The sequence below is a fragment of the Kribbella sandramycini genome, assembly GCF_013131805.1.
GTDB classification, from domain to species: domain Bacteria; phylum Actinomycetota; class Actinomycetes; order Propionibacteriales; family Kribbellaceae; genus Kribbella; species Kribbella sandramycini.
In genome coordinates, this window is sequence record NZ_JABJRC010000018.1 from 29,419 (window position 1) to 44,315 (window position 14,897).

The 14,897-nt window shown below is 68.4% G+C and carries 30 protein-coding genes; 29 read left to right on the forward strand and 1 reads right to left on the reverse strand.

What is annotated here, in order from left to right; translation table 11 throughout:
• Positions 1 to 13: 13 nt before the first annotated feature.
• The 26 genes from HPO96_RS37115 to HPO96_RS37230 all read left to right on the forward strand — a co-directional run bounded on the left by HPO96_RS37115 (position 14) and on the right by HPO96_RS37230 (position 12,010).
• Positions 14 to 1,291, forward strand: a complete 1,278-nt coding sequence (locus HPO96_RS37115; RefSeq protein WP_171679179.1) for a DNA cytosine methyltransferase — start codon at positions 14 to 16, stop codon at positions 1,289 to 1,291.
• Entirely contained in the window at positions 1,288 to 3,147 is a 1,860-nt protein-coding gene (locus tag HPO96_RS37120) for a DNA polymerase (RefSeq protein WP_171679180.1), read from the forward strand. The genes HPO96_RS37115 and HPO96_RS37120 overlap by 4 nt, the downstream gene beginning before the upstream one ends.
• Positions 3,148 to 3,347: 200 nt before the next feature.
• Positions 3,348 to 3,644 (forward strand): DUF7169 domain-containing protein, encoded by a 297-nt coding sequence (locus tag HPO96_RS37125; RefSeq protein ID WP_171679181.1) that lies wholly within the window; start codon positions 3,348 to 3,350, stop codon positions 3,642 to 3,644.
• Positions 3,641 to 3,769, forward strand: a complete 129-nt coding sequence (locus HPO96_RS39450) for a hypothetical protein (protein WP_272954800.1) — start codon at positions 3,641 to 3,643, stop codon at positions 3,767 to 3,769. The genes HPO96_RS37125 and HPO96_RS39450 overlap by 4 nt, the downstream gene beginning before the upstream one ends.
• 247 nt (positions 3,770 to 4,016) lie before the next feature.
• Entirely contained in the window at positions 4,017 to 4,904 is an 888-nt protein-coding gene (locus HPO96_RS37130) for a hypothetical protein (protein WP_171679182.1), read from the forward strand.
• Between the two features lie 172 nt (positions 4,905 to 5,076).
• Positions 5,077 to 5,367, forward strand: coding sequence for a hypothetical protein (locus tag HPO96_RS37135; protein ID WP_171679183.1), 291 nt, complete (start codon positions 5,077 to 5,079; stop codon positions 5,365 to 5,367).
• Positions 5,364 to 5,699 (forward strand): hypothetical protein, encoded by a 336-nt coding sequence (locus HPO96_RS37140; protein ID WP_171679184.1) that lies wholly within the window; start codon positions 5,364 to 5,366, stop codon positions 5,697 to 5,699. Before HPO96_RS37135 ends, HPO96_RS37140 begins: the two co-directional genes overlap by 4 nt.
• The gene (locus HPO96_RS37145) at positions 5,696 to 6,025 is read left to right on the forward strand and encodes a hypothetical protein (protein ID WP_171679142.1); all 330 of its coding nucleotides are present in this window, start codon (positions 5,696 to 5,698) and stop codon (positions 6,023 to 6,025) included. The genes HPO96_RS37140 and HPO96_RS37145 overlap by 4 nt, the downstream gene beginning before the upstream one ends.
• Complete coding sequence (locus HPO96_RS37150) at positions 6,022 to 6,465, forward strand: DUF7448 domain-containing protein (protein ID WP_171679185.1); 444 nt, start codon at positions 6,022 to 6,024, stop codon at positions 6,463 to 6,465. Before HPO96_RS37145 ends, HPO96_RS37150 begins: the two co-directional genes overlap by 4 nt.
• Positions 6,462 to 6,617, forward strand: coding sequence for a hypothetical protein (locus tag HPO96_RS37155; protein ID WP_171679186.1), 156 nt, complete (start codon positions 6,462 to 6,464; stop codon positions 6,615 to 6,617). The genes HPO96_RS37150 and HPO96_RS37155 overlap by 4 nt, the downstream gene beginning before the upstream one ends.
• Positions 6,614 to 6,799 carry a hypothetical protein gene (locus HPO96_RS37160; RefSeq protein ID WP_171679187.1) on the forward strand — a complete coding sequence of 62 codons (186 nt, stop codon included), beginning with the start codon at positions 6,614 to 6,616 and terminating at the stop codon, positions 6,797 to 6,799. The genes HPO96_RS37155 and HPO96_RS37160 overlap by 4 nt, the downstream gene beginning before the upstream one ends.
• A 196-nt stretch (positions 6,800 to 6,995) precedes the next feature.
• Entirely contained in the window at positions 6,996 to 7,337 is a 342-nt protein-coding gene (locus tag HPO96_RS37165; RefSeq protein WP_171679188.1) for a hypothetical protein, read from the forward strand.
• Positions 7,334 to 7,522, forward strand: coding sequence for a hypothetical protein (locus HPO96_RS37170; RefSeq protein ID WP_171679189.1), 189 nt, complete (start codon positions 7,334 to 7,336; stop codon positions 7,520 to 7,522). Before HPO96_RS37165 ends, HPO96_RS37170 begins: the two co-directional genes overlap by 4 nt.
• On the forward strand, positions 7,519 to 8,115 hold the full coding sequence (locus HPO96_RS37175; protein WP_171679190.1) for a hypothetical protein: 597 nt from the start codon (positions 7,519 to 7,521) through the stop codon (positions 8,113 to 8,115). The genes HPO96_RS37170 and HPO96_RS37175 overlap by 4 nt, the downstream gene beginning before the upstream one ends.
• Positions 8,112 to 8,495, forward strand: coding sequence for a hypothetical protein (locus HPO96_RS37180; protein ID WP_171679191.1), 384 nt, complete (start codon positions 8,112 to 8,114; stop codon positions 8,493 to 8,495). The genes HPO96_RS37175 and HPO96_RS37180 overlap by 4 nt, the downstream gene beginning before the upstream one ends.
• A 182-nt stretch (positions 8,496 to 8,677) precedes the next feature.
• The gene (locus tag HPO96_RS37185) at positions 8,678 to 9,121 is read left to right on the forward strand and encodes a hypothetical protein (RefSeq protein ID WP_171679192.1); all 444 of its coding nucleotides are present in this window, start codon (positions 8,678 to 8,680) and stop codon (positions 9,119 to 9,121) included.
• A 129-nt stretch (positions 9,122 to 9,250) separates the two neighbouring features.
• The gene (locus HPO96_RS37190; protein ID WP_171679193.1) at positions 9,251 to 9,700 is read left to right on the forward strand and encodes a hypothetical protein; all 450 of its coding nucleotides are present in this window, start codon (positions 9,251 to 9,253) and stop codon (positions 9,698 to 9,700) included.
• Positions 9,701 to 9,808: 108 nt separating this feature from the next.
• Complete coding sequence (locus HPO96_RS37195) at positions 9,809 to 10,057, forward strand: hypothetical protein (protein ID WP_171679194.1); 249 nt, start codon at positions 9,809 to 9,811, stop codon at positions 10,055 to 10,057.
• A 4-nt stretch (positions 10,058 to 10,061) separates the two neighbouring features.
• On the forward strand, positions 10,062 to 10,196 hold the full coding sequence (locus HPO96_RS39455; protein WP_272954801.1) for a hypothetical protein: 135 nt from the start codon (positions 10,062 to 10,064) through the stop codon (positions 10,194 to 10,196).
• Position 10,197: 1 nt separating this feature from the next.
• Positions 10,198 to 10,383 carry a hypothetical protein gene (locus HPO96_RS37200; protein ID WP_171679195.1) on the forward strand — a complete coding sequence of 62 codons (186 nt, stop codon included), beginning with the start codon at positions 10,198 to 10,200 and terminating at the stop codon, positions 10,381 to 10,383.
• A gap of 14 nt (positions 10,384 to 10,397) precedes the next feature.
• Positions 10,398 to 10,646 (forward strand): hypothetical protein, encoded by a 249-nt coding sequence (locus tag HPO96_RS37205; protein WP_171679196.1) that lies wholly within the window; start codon positions 10,398 to 10,400, stop codon positions 10,644 to 10,646.
• Between the two features lies 1 nt (position 10,647).
• Positions 10,648 to 10,818 carry a hypothetical protein gene (locus HPO96_RS37210; RefSeq protein WP_171679197.1) on the forward strand — a complete coding sequence of 57 codons (171 nt, stop codon included), beginning with the start codon at positions 10,648 to 10,650 and terminating at the stop codon, positions 10,816 to 10,818.
• Positions 10,819 to 10,820: 2 nt separating this feature from the next.
• Positions 10,821 to 11,060, forward strand: coding sequence for a hypothetical protein (locus HPO96_RS37215; protein WP_171679198.1), 240 nt, complete (start codon positions 10,821 to 10,823; stop codon positions 11,058 to 11,060).
• Between the two features lie 184 nt (positions 11,061 to 11,244).
• Complete coding sequence (locus HPO96_RS37220; protein WP_171679199.1) at positions 11,245 to 11,586, forward strand: hypothetical protein; 342 nt, start codon at positions 11,245 to 11,247, stop codon at positions 11,584 to 11,586.
• On the forward strand, positions 11,583 to 11,786 hold the full coding sequence (locus HPO96_RS37225) for a hypothetical protein (RefSeq protein ID WP_171679200.1): 204 nt from the start codon (positions 11,583 to 11,585) through the stop codon (positions 11,784 to 11,786). The genes HPO96_RS37220 and HPO96_RS37225 overlap by 4 nt, the downstream gene beginning before the upstream one ends.
• The gene (locus tag HPO96_RS37230) at positions 11,783 to 12,010 is read left to right on the forward strand and encodes a hypothetical protein (protein ID WP_171679201.1); all 228 of its coding nucleotides are present in this window, start codon (positions 11,783 to 11,785) and stop codon (positions 12,008 to 12,010) included. Before HPO96_RS37225 ends, HPO96_RS37230 begins: the two co-directional genes overlap by 4 nt.
• Positions 12,011 to 12,014: 4 nt before the next feature.
• Here HPO96_RS37230 and HPO96_RS37235 read toward each other — a convergent pair whose 3' ends face one another.
• Positions 12,015 to 12,320, reverse strand: coding sequence for a hypothetical protein (locus HPO96_RS37235; RefSeq protein WP_171679202.1), 306 nt, complete (start codon positions 12,318 to 12,320; stop codon positions 12,015 to 12,017).
• A 678-nt stretch (positions 12,321 to 12,998) separates the two neighbouring features.
• Here HPO96_RS37235 and HPO96_RS37240 point away from each other — a divergent pair.
• The 3 genes from HPO96_RS37240 (at position 12,999) to HPO96_RS37250 (ending at position 14,653) form a co-directional block, all read left to right on the forward strand.
• Positions 12,999 to 13,760, forward strand: a complete 762-nt coding sequence (locus tag HPO96_RS37240) for a GntR family transcriptional regulator (protein WP_171679203.1) — start codon at positions 12,999 to 13,001, stop codon at positions 13,758 to 13,760.
• 3 nt (positions 13,761 to 13,763) lie between these two features.
• Positions 13,764 to 14,297 (forward strand): GNAT family N-acetyltransferase, encoded by a 534-nt coding sequence (locus tag HPO96_RS37245; RefSeq protein ID WP_171679204.1) that lies wholly within the window; start codon positions 13,764 to 13,766, stop codon positions 14,295 to 14,297.
• 62 nt (positions 14,298 to 14,359) lie between these two features.
• Positions 14,360 to 14,653 (forward strand): hypothetical protein, encoded by a 294-nt coding sequence (locus tag HPO96_RS37250; protein ID WP_171679205.1) that lies wholly within the window; start codon positions 14,360 to 14,362, stop codon positions 14,651 to 14,653.
• Positions 14,654 to 14,897 lie beyond the last annotated feature (244 nt).

Consider the following 14,897-nt stretch of genomic DNA (forward strand, 5'->3'; position numbering starts at 1 on the left):
CCGAGGAGGCATCGTGCCCCACTTTGACGCCGAGGTCGTCGACCTCTGCGGCGGTCCCGGCGGCTGGGACCACGCAGCCACCACCCAACTAGGTATGGACGTGACCGGCATCGAGGCCGACCCGTCCGCGTGCGAGACCCGGAACGCCGCCGGGCTCCACACCATCCAGGACGACATCCGGAACTACAGCGCCAAGGACTTCCCCAAGGCGACCGGACTCATCGCCTCGCCGCCGTGCCCGACCTTCTCGATCGCTGGCAAGGGCGCGGGACGTGCCGCGATGGAGGCCGTCCTCGGCGGCGTCCGCTCCCTCGCCGCCCGCGAGCACACCAAGTACGAGGTCATTGCCGACGACACGACGACCCTCGTCCTGGAGCCGCTCCGCTGGCTGATCGAGGCGCACGACTGGGGCCGCCCCTTCGAGTGGATCGCCCTTGAGCAGGTGCCGCCTGTGCTCCCGATCTGGGAGGCGTACGCCGAGGTCCTCCGCGAGCTTGGCTACTCCGTTGCTACCGGCAACCTCCAGGCCGAGCAGTACGGCGTACCGCAGACGCGCAAGCGCGCCATCCTCGTTGCCCGGCGCGGTGTCGACGTCGCGCTGCCGACTCCGACCCACTCGAAGTACCACAACCGCACGCCCGACCGCCTCGACGTCGGCGTCAAGAAGTGGGTCAGCATGGCGGAAGCCATCTCGTGGGGCATGACCCACCGCCCCTACCCGACCGTCGCCGCTGGTACCGCAGCGGGCGGCGCCGACCCGCAGATGATCGGCGGCTCCGGCGCCCGGAAGACGATCGCCAACGAACGCGCCGAGGGTCGCTGGATCGAGAAGGCTTGGGACCCGACGGACCTCGTCGGCTTCGCCCGTCAGGCCGACCGCGACGACGTCATCACCCTCAACGGGAACGACTACCGCGCCCGCGACCTCCGCGACGCCGACAAGCCCGCCTTCGTCGTCACCGAGAAGTCCCGGAGCTGGAGCCGCTGGCAGTACGTCAACGGCAACCAAGCGAAGTCCGCACGCCGCGACCTCGACCAGCCCGCCCCGACGGTCCACTTCGGCGCCCGGCTCAACGCCGTCGTCTGGGAGAACGCCGTACTCGACGAGTCCCAGCGTGAGCGCGAGCAGGTCCGCGTCTCCGTCCAGGAGGCGGCCGTCCTCCAGTCCTTCCCGCCGGACTACCCGTGGCGTGGCTCCCGGACCAAGCAGTTCCAGCAGGTCGGCAACGCCATCCCGCCCGTCATGGCGCAAGCCATCTTGTCCGCCGTCACCGGAAGGGAGACCGCGTGATCCGCCTGACGCACCGCGTTGCCGGTGACGAGGTCCCGATCTTCTACCCCGAGACCGACGCCGACCTGTCCGGCTTCCGCGACTTCCTCGACCGGAACGCCGGGCAGGTCGTTGCCTTCGACACCGAGACCACTGGCCTCCACATCTACGGTGCCGCGTTCGGCGTCCGCCTCGCACAGTTCGGCTCATGCGAGGAGGCATGGGTCATCCGTGTCGACCGCTTCGCCGCCACGATCCGCGAGACCCTCGCCCACCCCGGCCGCCAGTGGGTCGCCCACAACGCCCCGTACGACCTCCTCGCCGTCGACCGCGTCGGCCTCGCCCCGTTCGCCGAGCTCGGTCCCCGGATGTTCGACACCTACATCTTGGCGCACCTCGCGGACCCCCGGATGGAGTCCGAGGGCGGCACCGGACTCGGCCTGAAGCCGCTGTCTGCGGTCTACGTCGACCCCGAGGCCGAGGACACGGCGAAGGGCCTGTACGCCGTCTTCCGGTCGGAGTACAAGGCGACCAAGGAGACCGGCTGGGCGCTCATCGACATCGACCACCCGCTCTACATCCGGTACGCCGGCCTGGACGTCATCTACACCGCCCGCCTCCTCCGCGAGCTCGGCATCCTGATCAAGGGCAACGGCCTGTCCAAGCTCGCGCACTTCGAGCACCGCGTACAGCTGATCACCACGTCCATGCAGCGCCGAGGCATGCGGGTCGACGTCGACTACACGCGACAGCTGGTCGCCGAGCTCGCCGCCGAGGAGCAGCAGTACAAGGCAGTCGCCGCCCGGTTCGGCGTCGAGAACGTCAACTCCACTCGGCAGGTCACCGCCGCCCTGCAGGGCATGGGCGAGCAGTGGTCGACCAAGACCGCCACCGGCAACCTCTCGGTCGGCAAAGACGTGCTCCTCGGGATGGCGGATCTAGACCACCAGTGGACCCGCAACAACCGCCGCGACCCCAACCTTGTAGCCGACGCCGTCGTCCGCGCCAAGCGAGCCTCGAAGTGGTCGACGTCGTACGCACAGGCGTTCCTCGACCGCCGGGACGATGACGATCGCATCCACCCATCGATCAAGTCCCTCGCCGCCCGGACCGCCCGCATGTCCGTGTCGGACCCGCCGCTCCAGCAGCTCCCCTCCGGAGACTGGAAGATCCGCCGCGGGATTATCGCCGACGAGGGCATGACGATCTGGAGCGTCGACTACTCACAGGTCGAGATGAAGGTCATTGCCGCGCTGTCCGGCGACCCGAACATGCTCCGGGCCGTTGCCTCCGGCGAGGACCTCCACACCTTCACGGCCAAGCTCGTCATGGGACCGCGCTGGGCCACGATGACCGACACCGAGAAGGCCAAGGCCCGGAAGCTGTTCAAGGGCGTCGGCTTCGGCAAGGTCTACGGCGGCGGCGCTGCGGGTCTCGCCCGGCAGACCGGCATCACGTACGAGGAGGCCAAGGCCGCCACCGACGCCTACGACGCCGCCTTCCCCGGCATCAAGGCGTACGGCCGCCGGCTGCAGCGCCAAGCCCAGTTCGGCAAGTTCGAGGTCGTGACGCCGTTCGGGCGGCACCTCCCGCTCGACCGCGATCGGATGTACGCGGCAACCAACTATGTCGTCCAGTCCACCGCCCGCGACCTGCTGGCGAAGGCACTCGTTGACCTCGACAACCAAGGGCTCTCAGACCACCTGCTGCTACCCGTCCACGACGAGATCCTCGGTCAAGCTCCCGTTGCCGACGCCAACGAGTTCGCCCACGAAGTCCGCCGCGTAATGGAGTCCACGTTCCAGGGTGTCGCCATCACCGCCGACGCCGAGGTGTACGGCTCCAACTGGGGCATGGGATACGGCGCTGCGGCCTAGCGGCTAAGGCCGAAATTGCAGCTTTCGGCATGTAACGCAAGGCGAAACCTCACCCGAAGTTGCACGTACTGGCAGGTAACGCTAGTTCGTCCTGACAAAGCCCCGTTGTTATGTGATCCATCCCACATTTATCCATCCACAGTCTCCCAATCTGTGACCAAAACCGTCCTACGCCGCGCCTAGACTCACTCGGAGTAACAGTGACCACGATCCACGAGGCATACGCCGAACTGATCCAGACCCTGAAGGACCTGGAGGGAGTCCTTCGCCCCGCCGTCGCCGCCCAGTACGACGCCCCGCCAGGTGGTACTAGCGACGCCGCGCCGAACGGGATTCCGAATCCCACGCTCGACACCGTGATCGACGCCAGGCGATCCGACCTCTCAGACGAGATCCGTCGTACCGCCGCCGCATTGCTCACGGCGACGCGCGCAATTCGACCGCAAGTGCCAGCGCTGGGGGCCGCCCTTGCTCGCTGGGAGGGGGAAACACCATGACACTCGATGAACTGACACCCGAGGACGCGGAGCGTGTCCGCATCCTCACCAGCGAGTTACTCGACCTCGCCGGCGAGGCCCTCGGTCCGCTGCTTTCCCCGGTGCTCTACCTGAGCGCCGCGTAACGCTCTCCTCACCCACAGCGCCCCCGCAGACGGAAACCCCGTCGGCGGGGGCGCTGTCGTTGTTGCCGCTCGCGACCATCTGGTTGCTCTGAGCACTCACTTCCGTTGCCTGAGGCCCTCGTCAAACACTCGTTCTTGACGCGCTAGGCCTAGCGCGCTAACTTGAGGTCATCGAAGGGCGCGGCTGACCACCGCGCCGACCTCTGAATTCCAGCGCACTCGCGCCGCACACACAGGGAGATCACCCATGCCTGAGTACACTCATGCCTCCATTGCGCTAGGCCCTAGCGCGTCGACTCTCTTTGACGCGCACGCCACCGAGACCCTCGACCCCCAGACCGTCTCCCGCCTGATCGAGGCCGCCCAGGACGTGCCGGTGACCGACGACGGCGAGCGCATCACCTACGGCCGCACCCCCGAGTCGGAGGCCGCGATGGAGCGCCTCGTCATGGCCTTCCTGCCGATGCTCCACCGCGCTTCCCGGCGCGGCCAAGCCAACATGGGCAAGGAAGACGCGTTCGCAACGGCGTACGAGGCCTTCGTGCTCGCGGTCCGCCGCCACGACACCGCCGGTGACGTCCACTTCACACGAACCATCTCCACGATCGTCTACCGCACCGTCGCCGACGCCGCCCGCACGAGCGACATCGTCACGGTCACCGAGGACGTCTCCCTCCGCTACTGGCGTCTGATCCACAAGCACGGCGGCGACGTGGACGCGGCCTACGCCGAGTGCCGCGCCACCAACAACGGCTTCACGCCGTACACCTTCCTCGCCGCGCATCGCGCCATCTCCGCAACACACAGCTTCGACGCATCCCTCCCGGCCTCCGCGTACGCCGTCAGCACGCCCGGCCCCGAGGAAGCCGTCATCGAAGCCGACCTCGTCGATTGGCTGTTCGGCCTCGTCGAGGTGGACGCCGAGTCCATCCTCCGCCTCCGCTTCGGATTCCAAGACGCGTCCTCCGAGACCCTCCGCGCCACCCACGGCTACCGCGTCGGCGAGCTCCTCGACGACGCCCAGGCGGCCCACTGCCTCGGCCTCACCCGCCCCACTGCGCAGCGCAAGCGCTCCAAGGCCATCGACGCGATGCGCGTCGGGATGCAGCAGCTCGCCGACGAGGAACTCGCGTGAGCACCACTCCCCCGGCTCAGGGACATAAGCGCCACACCGAACCAGAACAAGCAAAAGGACAAGCGCAGATGAGCTACCTCGATTACGACGAACTCGACTTCGACTCCCGCGACGCCATCGACTCCCAGGACCTCGCCGACGCGCTGGACCTGCTGAACGACGGGAACGAGTGGTGAACGCCGCACAGCGCGCCGCCCTCGGCGAGTCCACGGCCGCCACCCTGCATGCCGCCGGTGCCCCCGAGCTGCCGGAGCACCACTTCTACCGCATCTCGCCGGACAAGCACTCCGACCACGTCGTGCGCGTGGAGGTGCGGAAGCTCCGCACCGGGCCGTACCTCGGGTCCGAGTGCTTGTCGTGGGCAACGTTCTCCACCCGCGAGGGCATGACTGCCGTTGGCCCGCTCGTCCGCGCCTGCATCGAAGCCCACGCCGACGCCTTCCCGAACGGAGCCAACGCGTGATTGCCCTCCTGATCGTCCTCGGCTCCGTCGCCGCCTACCTCGGGGTCGGCCACTTCCTCGCCCGATGGGACGCTCCCGCGCTCTGGGGCCGTGCACGGGGGAAGGAGTGGTCGGAGTACGGCCGCAAGTACCACCTCACCGAGGAAGGCCTCCGCAGCTACGTCACTCGCGGCACGCTGTTCACCTTGTTCGGTTGGCCCGGCCGCCTGTCGTATCTGTACGCACTGCGGCTGACGAGTGCTCTCGACCCCGAGCGTCTCATCCGCGAGCTAGAGGACGCGAAGCAGCGCACCGCCGAGCTTGAGCGCGAGCTCGGAATCGAGCGCCGGTGAGCACCCCCGGCAACGGCGACTTCGCCCGCGTCGTCTCCCCCACCTCCGGGCGCGAGTGGCTCGGCGAGGTGCTCGTCTGGGGGCCACACCGCGCGCCCCTCCTCCGCGACGCCGAGACCGCCGAGGTCCGCTGGTTCCCCGCTTCGTGGGTGAAGTCGACGATCGCCGGCCCGCCCGACTTCGACCGCGGCGAGTGCATCTGCCCGCCACTGAGTGCGCACACGCCAAACGACGGCCCCGAGCCGCTCGACCGCGCCTGTCCCCACCACGGCGACCCCGAGGTCGTCGCCTCCAACATCCTCAAGGCAGCAAGGAGCAAGCCGTGAACACCCCCTACCCGACCGAGACGCTGGACCACAACGACGACGACGGCACGATGCCGGAGAACGTCGCCACGCTGTCCGAGGCCGTCGTCGGCCACCGCATCGTCAACGTCGAGAAGGACACGAGGGTCCGGCAGAACCCTGACCCGGACAAGTTCTACTGGAACGGCAACACCGGCACCGTGATCACGCTGGACAACGGCGTCCGTGTCGGACTGATCGGCACCGGCGACTGTTGCGCCTACACCGAACTGGAGACCTTCCTCCTCCACGCCGACAAGATCGACCACATCATCACCGGCATCGGTACGACCGATGGCTACACCAAGTGGCACATCTTCGCCGACATGGGTGACGTCCTGGAGCTGACGGTGGGCTGGTCCTGCGGCAACCCGTTCTACTACGGGTACGGCTTCGAGATCGTCGTCGAGGACGCGTCATGACCCGCGAAGACCTCGAAGCCGAGCTCCGCGAACTCGCCACCCTCGCCCGCCGCAACGGCCGCGCCCACCGGCTGTACGTCTGGTGGCACGAGCAGATGAACGACCGCCTCGACGCGTGGGAGGACCTCGTCCGCCCGGCGGTGGCGCCGTGAACCGCAAGCTTTACGTGCGCCGCGACTCCCAGACCGGCCGATGGGGCGTACTCGCCTGGACGATGCGCGGCGCTGAGATCGTCTGCACCTTCGACTCGTGGCAGGCCGCGTACTGGTTCGCCCTGTGGAAGGTCGGTGCCCTGCGCAACTACCACGAGACCTCTCCGGAGGTCCCCTGCTAGTGCCCTCTCCCCCACGCCCCGCACCCCGGACTCACTGTCCCCGGTGCGGGGCGTCGCTCATTTCCACCGCCTGCCCCGTCCGTTGGCAATGCCCCGTCGACCACCCCGAAGGCTCCGCATCCCCGCGTGAGCACGGATGGCGGGCTTCACGGACATCCCCAGCAACCCCGAGACCGACCACGAAGGAGACCACCCCGTGAGCGCGTTCGACGACATCTTCTCCGGAGAGGGGAACGAGGACCTCCGCGCCGCGTTCACCGCCGCCGAGAAGGACTTCTCCGACGCGGAGAACCTGACCGGCGGTGCCTCGTCCGGCGCCATGGTATACCCGACCAGCCCCGACGACTCCGTCGGCGCAGAGAGCCGCGACGGCACTGCGTTCGGCGCCGGCTACCGCGAGCTGCCGAACGGCACCCGCGGCTACATCTTCCTGCAGATCGACGCCGCCGAAGCGTGGCTCGATCTCGACGTCGCCCGCGAGCTGCACGAGTGGCTCGGCGGACGGATCGCCCACGCCGCGAAGCGGGGCGCCAAGTGACGCCGGAACAGCACCGCGCCAAAGCCGAGGACCTCTTGGGGTCCACGCACGGCTACGCGCCCTCCCACCCGGTGCGCGTCGACAAGCTCGCCCGCGCGACGGTCCATGCGCTGTTGGCGCTGGGGCCGACCACCCGCACACCCACCCTGCGCAAGCCCGCCGCCAGCAAGGAGACCAGCAAGTGAGCCGCTTCAGCCACATCGACACCGACGGAGACCGCCTCCGCGCGTACTTCGACGATCAGGACGAGGAAGCCGTCATCTCCGCCATGCATGACGGACGCTCCCACATGGTCGCGCTGACCAAGGACGCCGCCCGCGACCTCGCCGCAAAGCTGACCGCGTGGGCCGGGCCTGCCAAGCCGGCGCCGGAGTTCAAGGTCGGCGACAGCGTCGAGGTCACGTCGATGCACTATCCGTCCTGGAACGGCATCGGCACCATCGTCAACCTCTGGGCAGATGGCGGTATCGATGTGAGGTTCGACCGCGACCTCGACCGCCAGGGCACCTTCAGCGCTACCGACGTGAGCCACTACACCCCCAACTACGCCGCCCTCGCCGCCGAGTTCAAACCCGGCGACCTGGCGATCGTCGGAAACAACCCGGGAATCGGAGCCCAGCCCGGCAACGGCTTCGTGAGCGCGGCGTACCGCGGCAAGGCCGTGAACGTTCTCCGGGTTGAGTCGGATGGCGTGCTCGTTGTCGCGCTATACGGCGACCCCGACGGCCAGTACATCCACGTCGCCCACCTCACCAAGGCGAAGGCGGTGCCGGCGTGAGCGAGAACGTCTACACCGAGATCCACGACGTCGACGGCGACGTCATGGAAGTTACGACATGGGCGACGACTAGCGCCCGCGGCATCATCGCCTCGACGGACTCCGGCGTCATGGATCTCGACCGCGAAGGCGCCGTCCACCTGATCGAGGCCCTCACCGCCGCCATCGAGGCCGCCGACGCCCGCGAGGCCAAGGAGGCGGCGAAGCTCAAGCGCGGTGACAAGGTCTCCTACCGGGGAGTCCCGGCGTCAACCCGCACGGTCATGTCCGACGAGGACGACCGTGGGCGCGTGGATGTCGTCATCACGGGCGGCGAGATGCCCCAGTTCATCGGCGATGTCCTGACGGACTGCAGAGCTCGCGACTACGTCCGCGTGTGATCCCCACCCTCTGCCTCCTCGCGCTGGCGGCGTTCTTCGCAGTCCGGGTGTACCGGCTGCGTCGGCGCCGCCTTCGTGAGCGCGCACGTACGCGAGCTCAGCTCCGCACCTCGACCTACGCCGCCCGTGTCGCGGCCGAACAAGCACACACCAACCGAAGCCACTGAAGGAGCAGCATCCATATGAATGACCAGGTCTTCTCACACGCCGACAACGACGGCGACCGCGTCCGTCTGAACAAGCCCAGCTCCGGCGACCCCACGGGCACTGTCGGGTTTATCATCGGCGGCGGCGCGTACGTCGACCGCGCCGCCGCCGTCGGTCTGATCACCGCCCTCACCGACCTCGTCGAGTCGTACGACACCGAAGAGGCGAAGAAGGCCGCCGAGGCCGCCGCGAAGGAAGCCGCCAAGCTCAAGGCCGGTGACAAGGTCCTGACCTACACCTACCCGCGAGACACGCTGTTCCTGGTGATCACCGACGAGAGCGCCAACGGCAGGGTCGACCTGGTCAGGCTGCGCGACGGCGTGATCTACCGCAATCGTCTCGCCCGCAGCTTCACCCGCCGCGCCTCCGCAGGCGGTTGGGTCGGTGCCCGCCCGACCATCAGCTCGTACCCGTTCTAACCCCACGCCCCCGCGTCCCCGGCCCCATCGCCGGCGGACGCGGGGGCGTTCTGCGTTCTCGTCTTGACGCGCTAGGCCTAGCGCGCTAAATTGGTTCTCGCGAGGCCACCCCACACCGAGGAGAACGAGATGACCGACAACACCGCACCCGCGACCGAGCTCCGCCGGGTCCGCGTCGCCTACCTCATCCCGAGCCTGTCGGCCGACCAGTACGAGACCGATGTCGTCCTCGAAGCTGGCGACACCGTGGAAGACGACATTCCCGCGATGCTCTCGGTGAAGCACTTCAGCCACAGCCGGGACGCTCGGCTGATCCGCGTGGTCGGCGTCACCGACCTCGACAACCCGGCCCCGCACGTCCCCGGTCGCGCCGACCCGATCGTCTGGACCGAGGTCGACTCCGACCTCGCGGGCAAGGAGTGGCGCTGCAACGCCTACCCCGAGATGCGCATCTCGCAGGCCAACCCCAACGGCATGTTCTGGATCTGGGCTACGAACTACCCCCGTCCGATCGGCCGGAACGCGTTCTACGACCGCGCCGTCGCTGCCGCCGAGAAGTGGGGCCGCGAGCACCGCTGACCGGTCCCCCGTCGAGCGCACCCCCGATCACGGGGCGGGGGTGCGTTCCCTCGGCCGACCGGCCACCCCACATCCACCAGAACGCAGCCCGACACGGGAGGAACCGTCATGCCCAAGCGCAAGTCACTCAAGGAACAGCGCGCCGAGCTCAACGCGGCGATCGGCTCGTTCAAGCGAGTCCCGAATACCGGCATCTTCCGCTCCGAGCTGTACCCCGGCTACGCCGTCGGCGAGTACCTCGGCCGTCAGCCGTACGCGGTGTACCGCGACGGGCGTGACGGGCTGACCACCGACACCGCCTACACCTTCGAGGGCGCGGTGGCGATTGTCGTCAACCTGTCCGCAAAGGGGCAGTGACCCCGTGGACCCCGGACGCCTCTACGACCTCGCCCCCGCGTTCTGCCTCGCGGCCGTCGCGTGGCTGGTCGTGGTCTCCCACCTCTGGAACGCCGCAACGATCGTCGACCGCCGCCGCGCGGCCCGGAAAGGACGCTGACGTGATCGTCGCCGTCCACGTCGGCGTAGCTCTCGCCCGGCCGCCTCGCGAGGACGTCATCGTCCGCGTGGTGGTGGCCGCCGAGAGCGACACCGAAGCCCGACTCGTCGCCTGCCAGCTAGCCGCCGCGAACCGCCGCGTCGCCATGCCCGTCTCCGCCGAGATCGTCTCCGTCATCTCCCTCTGAAAGGGCCACCATCCATGAAGCTCGACAAGCTAGAACGCGCCGCCGTTGCGGGCATTGTCATCCTCCTCCTCGCCGTTGGTATCGGCCTCGTCTTCGCCATCCGCGCCGGGAACGGGTGGGAGGCCCGCTGCAAGGCCGCCGGTGGCCACGTCGTCACGAACGTCTCCGTCGGCAGCGCCGTCGGGCCGAAGGGGCAGCCCATCGTCGTCACCTCGGCCGACTCCCTGTGCCTGTCCGCCGACGGCCGGATTCTGGAGGTCTGACGTGCTCCGCCGGATCGCCGCGTTCTGCGCGGGCGGGGAGGCCTTCATCGGCGCCACCGTCGCCGTCGCATTCGTTGCCCGCGACCACAACCTCACCGCCGCCGCGTGGGCCGCTCTCTACACCACCCTGCACGCCGGTGCCGCCCTACTCCTCCTCCGTTGGAAGGACTGACCATGGCCATCTTCCTCGCCGCCGTCGCCGTGCTCCTGATCGTGGCGGTCACCATCGCTCACGACCTGAAGCGCCGCGCCGGCGCCGACACCCTCGGCCTCAAGGCCGCCCGCTCGCGAGTCGTCGCGGACATGCACCGCCGCGTCTACCTGGAGAAGCGGCACGCGATGCAGGCCCACATCAACGAGGCGTGGCACCGCATCCACGTTCTCATCCAGTCCGAGCACCGGGAGGCCTCGTGAGCTTCCGCGTCTCCATGTGGATCACCTGCGACGGTGCTCCCGGCGTTGAATGCGACGCGGAGATCGTCCGCCACGGCCACGAAGCCACCGTCGCCCACCTCGGAAGTGCTGCTCGCGCCGCCGGCTGGACCGTAAGCCGCGGCCTCGCCCTCTGCCCCCTTCACTCCGGATCGGAGACCCCGCGATGACCACCAACTCCCTCCGCTTCCTCGACCGCCTCCGCACCCTCGGATTCGCCATCCCCGACGGCGCCCGCGTCGAGAGGCTCCACCCCACTCGCCGCGAGTACATGGAAGGCGCGTGGCTGTGGCGAGTCCCGCTCGCGACGGCTCCCGACGCCTCCCCGTTGTGGCTCGGCTCGCCGTACCCGCTGACCGAGCTGTCTCGCGAGCGCCTCGCGGTGTCCGGTCACAACCCCGGAAGGTGGTTGGCGCTGACCGCCCTGCCTCGCGAGACCTCCCACGGTCCGAACTTCATCGTCGAGGGCCGTCGCACGTCGACGCGAGATGAGAGGATCACGGCATGAGCGACGTCGACCCCGCGCCGGTGCGGCGCACCTTCACGCTTGAGTTCTATGACGAGATCATGGCGAACGAGTTCGAGACCGCCATCGCTCGCGGCGAGGACTCCTACGTGATCGTGCCCACGGAGCACCGCATCTTCGGCTGGGATCGCCCCCAACACCCACATCGTGTACGCCCAGCGGGCGGACGGCTAGCCCCGTGACGACCTACGCAACGCCGACGCTGCAGCCGTCCGGCAGGGGCCGTTTCAAGGTCGCCGCGACGTGGCAGCCCGACGGCTTTGCGCTCCTCGGCGAGGTGCACGACAAAGGGCCGGTGGGGTGGACCGCCTCCACCGCCACCGGCCTGCCAGTTGGTCTCTTCCCGCACCGCCAGGCCGCCGCAGAGGCCCTGCTCAAGCACGCGGGGTACGAGCTCGCGCTCTGACGACTCAGATTGAGAGCACCATGCCGACGGCCTCCAGGACCGTCCGCACCAGCGCGGGAAGCTGACGCACCATCGGACCGGCAGCCGGCTCCCACGTCAGGAGCATGATCGAGTCCGGCCGCGTCGTGTCCGGCGTGCCATCCCGTCGCACCCGTACGCCGTCGAGGTCGAGGCGCGGGCGCGCGTTCATGCTCGACCAGTGCGCTGTCATCGAGCGGACCTGCATCAGGCCGTCGTGCGACTTCCGGACGATGAACCGGTCGCTCTCGGCAAGCCGCACTTCGGTGCGGTGCCAGGTGGTCAGCTCCACCGGCCTACTGCCCCTCGTACCACGGCAGCCCAAGCTGCGACCCACCGGCGTCGATGGCGCAGTGCACAATGCGCGCCTCGCGATCTGTCGCAAGCTTCACCGGCTCGTGTCCGCGGGGACGGCCGCACACCAAGAACTGACAACCCGGCGGGGGCTTCCGCATCATTGCGCCGCAGATCGGCCCGGCATTGACGCGTTGATCCAGGGCCTCAATGAACTGATCGCGGTACCTGTTCAGGATCTCAGCGGCGGTGAGGCCACGCTCAAGCCCTGGAGGAGAGGCCACCCCCGCTCGTTGATCGCTGGCGGTCGACGCGGACCGAGCTCCGGCAACGGCCCGCTCAATGCCGTCTCCACCTCCCGAAGAATCTCGTGAGGCAGCCGGTTTGACCGCAGCGCGGCCCTTGCGCGATCCAGGCGACGGCATGAGTCGCAGACCTCCCCGTTGTGGAACACCTTGGCTCCCTTTGGAACGGCTAGGCGGTGCGGTGCGCATTCACACACCGCCTAGCCGGGCTCATCAACTGGCTTGAGCCAGTTGACCAGCACGGCCCCGCCTCTGTCAAGAACTGGCTTGAGCCAGTACAGTCGGTGTCGAGGACGAGGCAGCCGGCCTCTCCGCAGCCCCGCGGGAGGTCAGTGCCTTGGAGGAGGAATTCCGCACGGCCGCCGCCCCGCATGACCGCACCCCCAAGCCGCCAGATCGCCCGCGAGTTGCGCGGACAGATCGACCGTGGCGAGTTAGTCGCGGGCGACAAGCTTCCGTCTGAGCGCGTCCTCGCTGAGCGGTACGGCGTAGCGCGGAACACCGCCCGCGAGGCCATCCGCCTCCTCGCCGACCAGGGCCTCGTCACTGCCGAGCACGGTCGCGGCGTGTTCGTACGCGGCAAGCACCGGCTCCTCCGCTTCGGCGCCGAGCGCTACGCCCGCACCCTCCGCGAGTCGACGGGCCTTTCGCCCTTCCGTGCCGAGGTGGAGCGCCAGGGCCGCGTGCCGTCGGTGAACTGCGTCTCCATCGAGCGCGTCACACCCTCCGCCGAGATCGCCGAGCGCCTCCTCATCGACTCGGACGTCGAGACCGTCGTACGACGCGAGAACTGGTACTTCGCCGACGACGAGCCCATGCAGGTCGGCGTCACCTACAGCCCGTGGTCGATCGTCGAGGGAACGCCAGTCGCGGACTCGGCCAAGATGGGCAAGGGCAGCCTCTACGCGCGTTTCGAGGAAGTTGGTCACGCCATCACGACTATCCGCGAGGAGGTCAGCGCGCGGATGCCGACGCCGGAGGAAGCGCACGGCCTGAAGATCCCCGACGGCGTTCCGGTGCTGGAGGTCGTCCACACCGGCTGCGATCAAGACGGAGTGCCCTTCGAGGTAACCGTCTTCGTCATGAGGGCCGATTACAACGGCCTCGACTACAAGATGCCCGTGGAGGACTAACCCATGACCGACCTCAGCATCCGCCCCCGGACCGACGCCGACCTCGAAGCCGCCGGCGCGGCCCTCGTGGACGTCTACGCCACCGACGGCTACCCCGTCGAAGGCGTCGCCGACCCCGTCGCGTGGCTCACGCCCGCAGGCCTGCTGTCCTCGTGGATCGCCGTACTCGACGACGAGATCGTCGGGCACGTCGCGATCGGCGCCCCGAAGCCCGACGACGACGCGGTACGGCTGTGGCTGGAGCAGTCCGACGACACCCTCGACGACGTGGTCGTCATCGGCCGACTCTTCGTGAAGTCGTCCGCCCGGCGTCACGGCATCGGAGAGAAGCTCGCCCGCGCGGTGGTGGGCGACGACGCCGTACGCGGCAAGCGCATCGTCCTCGACGTCATGGACAAGGACAAGGACGCCATCCGGCTCTACGAGCGCCTAGGACTCAAGAAGATCGGCGTAGCGACCCACAGTTTCGGCGAGGGGCAGAGCATCACCGCGTATTGCTACGTCGTGCCGGAGGAGCTCACTCCTGCCGCCGAGTAACGGCCCCGGCCGGAATCCCGATACACACCGAGTACCACCACACACCACAGGGGGAGCGCACCATGGGATGGGTCAAGGACAAGAAGGCCGAGGAGCTGGGCCGGCAGGCCGCAGAGGCGTACGCCGACCCGGCAAAGCAGGTGTTCGCGGCGTTGCTGAACAGCCCGGCATCGCACTCCGGCATCTCCAGTGAGATCGGCGATTGGTCACAGATGGTAACCGCCATCGAGGCTGAGGGATGGCAGCTGACCCACTGGACCGCCTCCCTCGACACCAAAGGCCGCCCGCAGGCGTACCCGCTGTTCCGCCGGACCAACGCGGGGCAGGCAGGCGGCGCGCAGGTTTGGGGACACTGAGTCACCCTCGCTCACGCTCCGCAGCAATGCAGGTGTTCGGGGTAGCAGGTTGCAGGTAGTTACATCCTTATCCGACCTCTTTACCACGCACCCACGTAGAAAAGTAGTACGGATAAGGGTGTAACCGGCTGCTACCTGCTACCCGGCGCCGCCACCCCGCGTCATCACCGAAAGTCACAGCACAGCCCGTGTCTCCCCGTCGGGGGCGCGGGCTTTTTTGGTTACGGAGATTCCCATTCCAGTG

Bases quoted from the DNA above. Each gene is read 5' to 3' on its own strand.
- HPO96_RS39450 (WP_272954800.1), top strand. From the start codon at position 3,641: ATGACACTCGATGAACTGACACCCGAGGACGCGGAGCGTGTCCGCATC.
- HPO96_RS37130 (WP_171679182.1), top strand. From the start codon at position 4,017: ATGCCTGAGTACACTCATGCCTCCATTGCGCTAGGCCCTAGCGCGTCG.
- HPO96_RS37155 (WP_171679186.1), top strand. From the start codon at position 6,462: ATGACCCGCGAAGACCTCGAAGCCGAGCTCCGCGAACTCGCCACCCTC.
- HPO96_RS37185 (WP_171679192.1), top strand. From the start codon at position 8,678: ATGAATGACCAGGTCTTCTCACACGCCGACAACGACGGCGACCGCGTC.
- HPO96_RS37190 (WP_171679193.1), top strand. From the start codon at position 9,251: ATGACCGACAACACCGCACCCGCGACCGAGCTCCGCCGGGTCCGCGTC.
- HPO96_RS37195 (WP_171679194.1), top strand. From the start codon at position 9,809: ATGCCCAAGCGCAAGTCACTCAAGGAACAGCGCGCCGAGCTCAACGCG.
- HPO96_RS37205 (WP_171679196.1), top strand. From the start codon at position 10,398: ATGAAGCTCGACAAGCTAGAACGCGCCGCCGTTGCGGGCATTGTCATC.
- HPO96_RS37215 (WP_171679198.1), top strand. From the start codon at position 10,821: ATGGCCATCTTCCTCGCCGCCGTCGCCGTGCTCCTGATCGTGGCGGTC.
- HPO96_RS37220 (WP_171679199.1), top strand. From the start codon at position 11,245: ATGACCACCAACTCCCTCCGCTTCCTCGACCGCCTCCGCACCCTCGGA.
- HPO96_RS37225 (WP_171679200.1), top strand. From the start codon at position 11,583: ATGAGCGACGTCGACCCCGCGCCGGTGCGGCGCACCTTCACGCTTGAG.
- HPO96_RS37240 (WP_171679203.1), top strand. From the start codon at position 12,999: ATGACCGCACCCCCAAGCCGCCAGATCGCCCGCGAGTTGCGCGGACAG.
- HPO96_RS37245 (WP_171679204.1), top strand. From the start codon at position 13,764: ATGACCGACCTCAGCATCCGCCCCCGGACCGACGCCGACCTCGAAGCC.
- HPO96_RS37250 (WP_171679205.1), top strand. From the start codon at position 14,360: ATGGGATGGGTCAAGGACAAGAAGGCCGAGGAGCTGGGCCGGCAGGCC.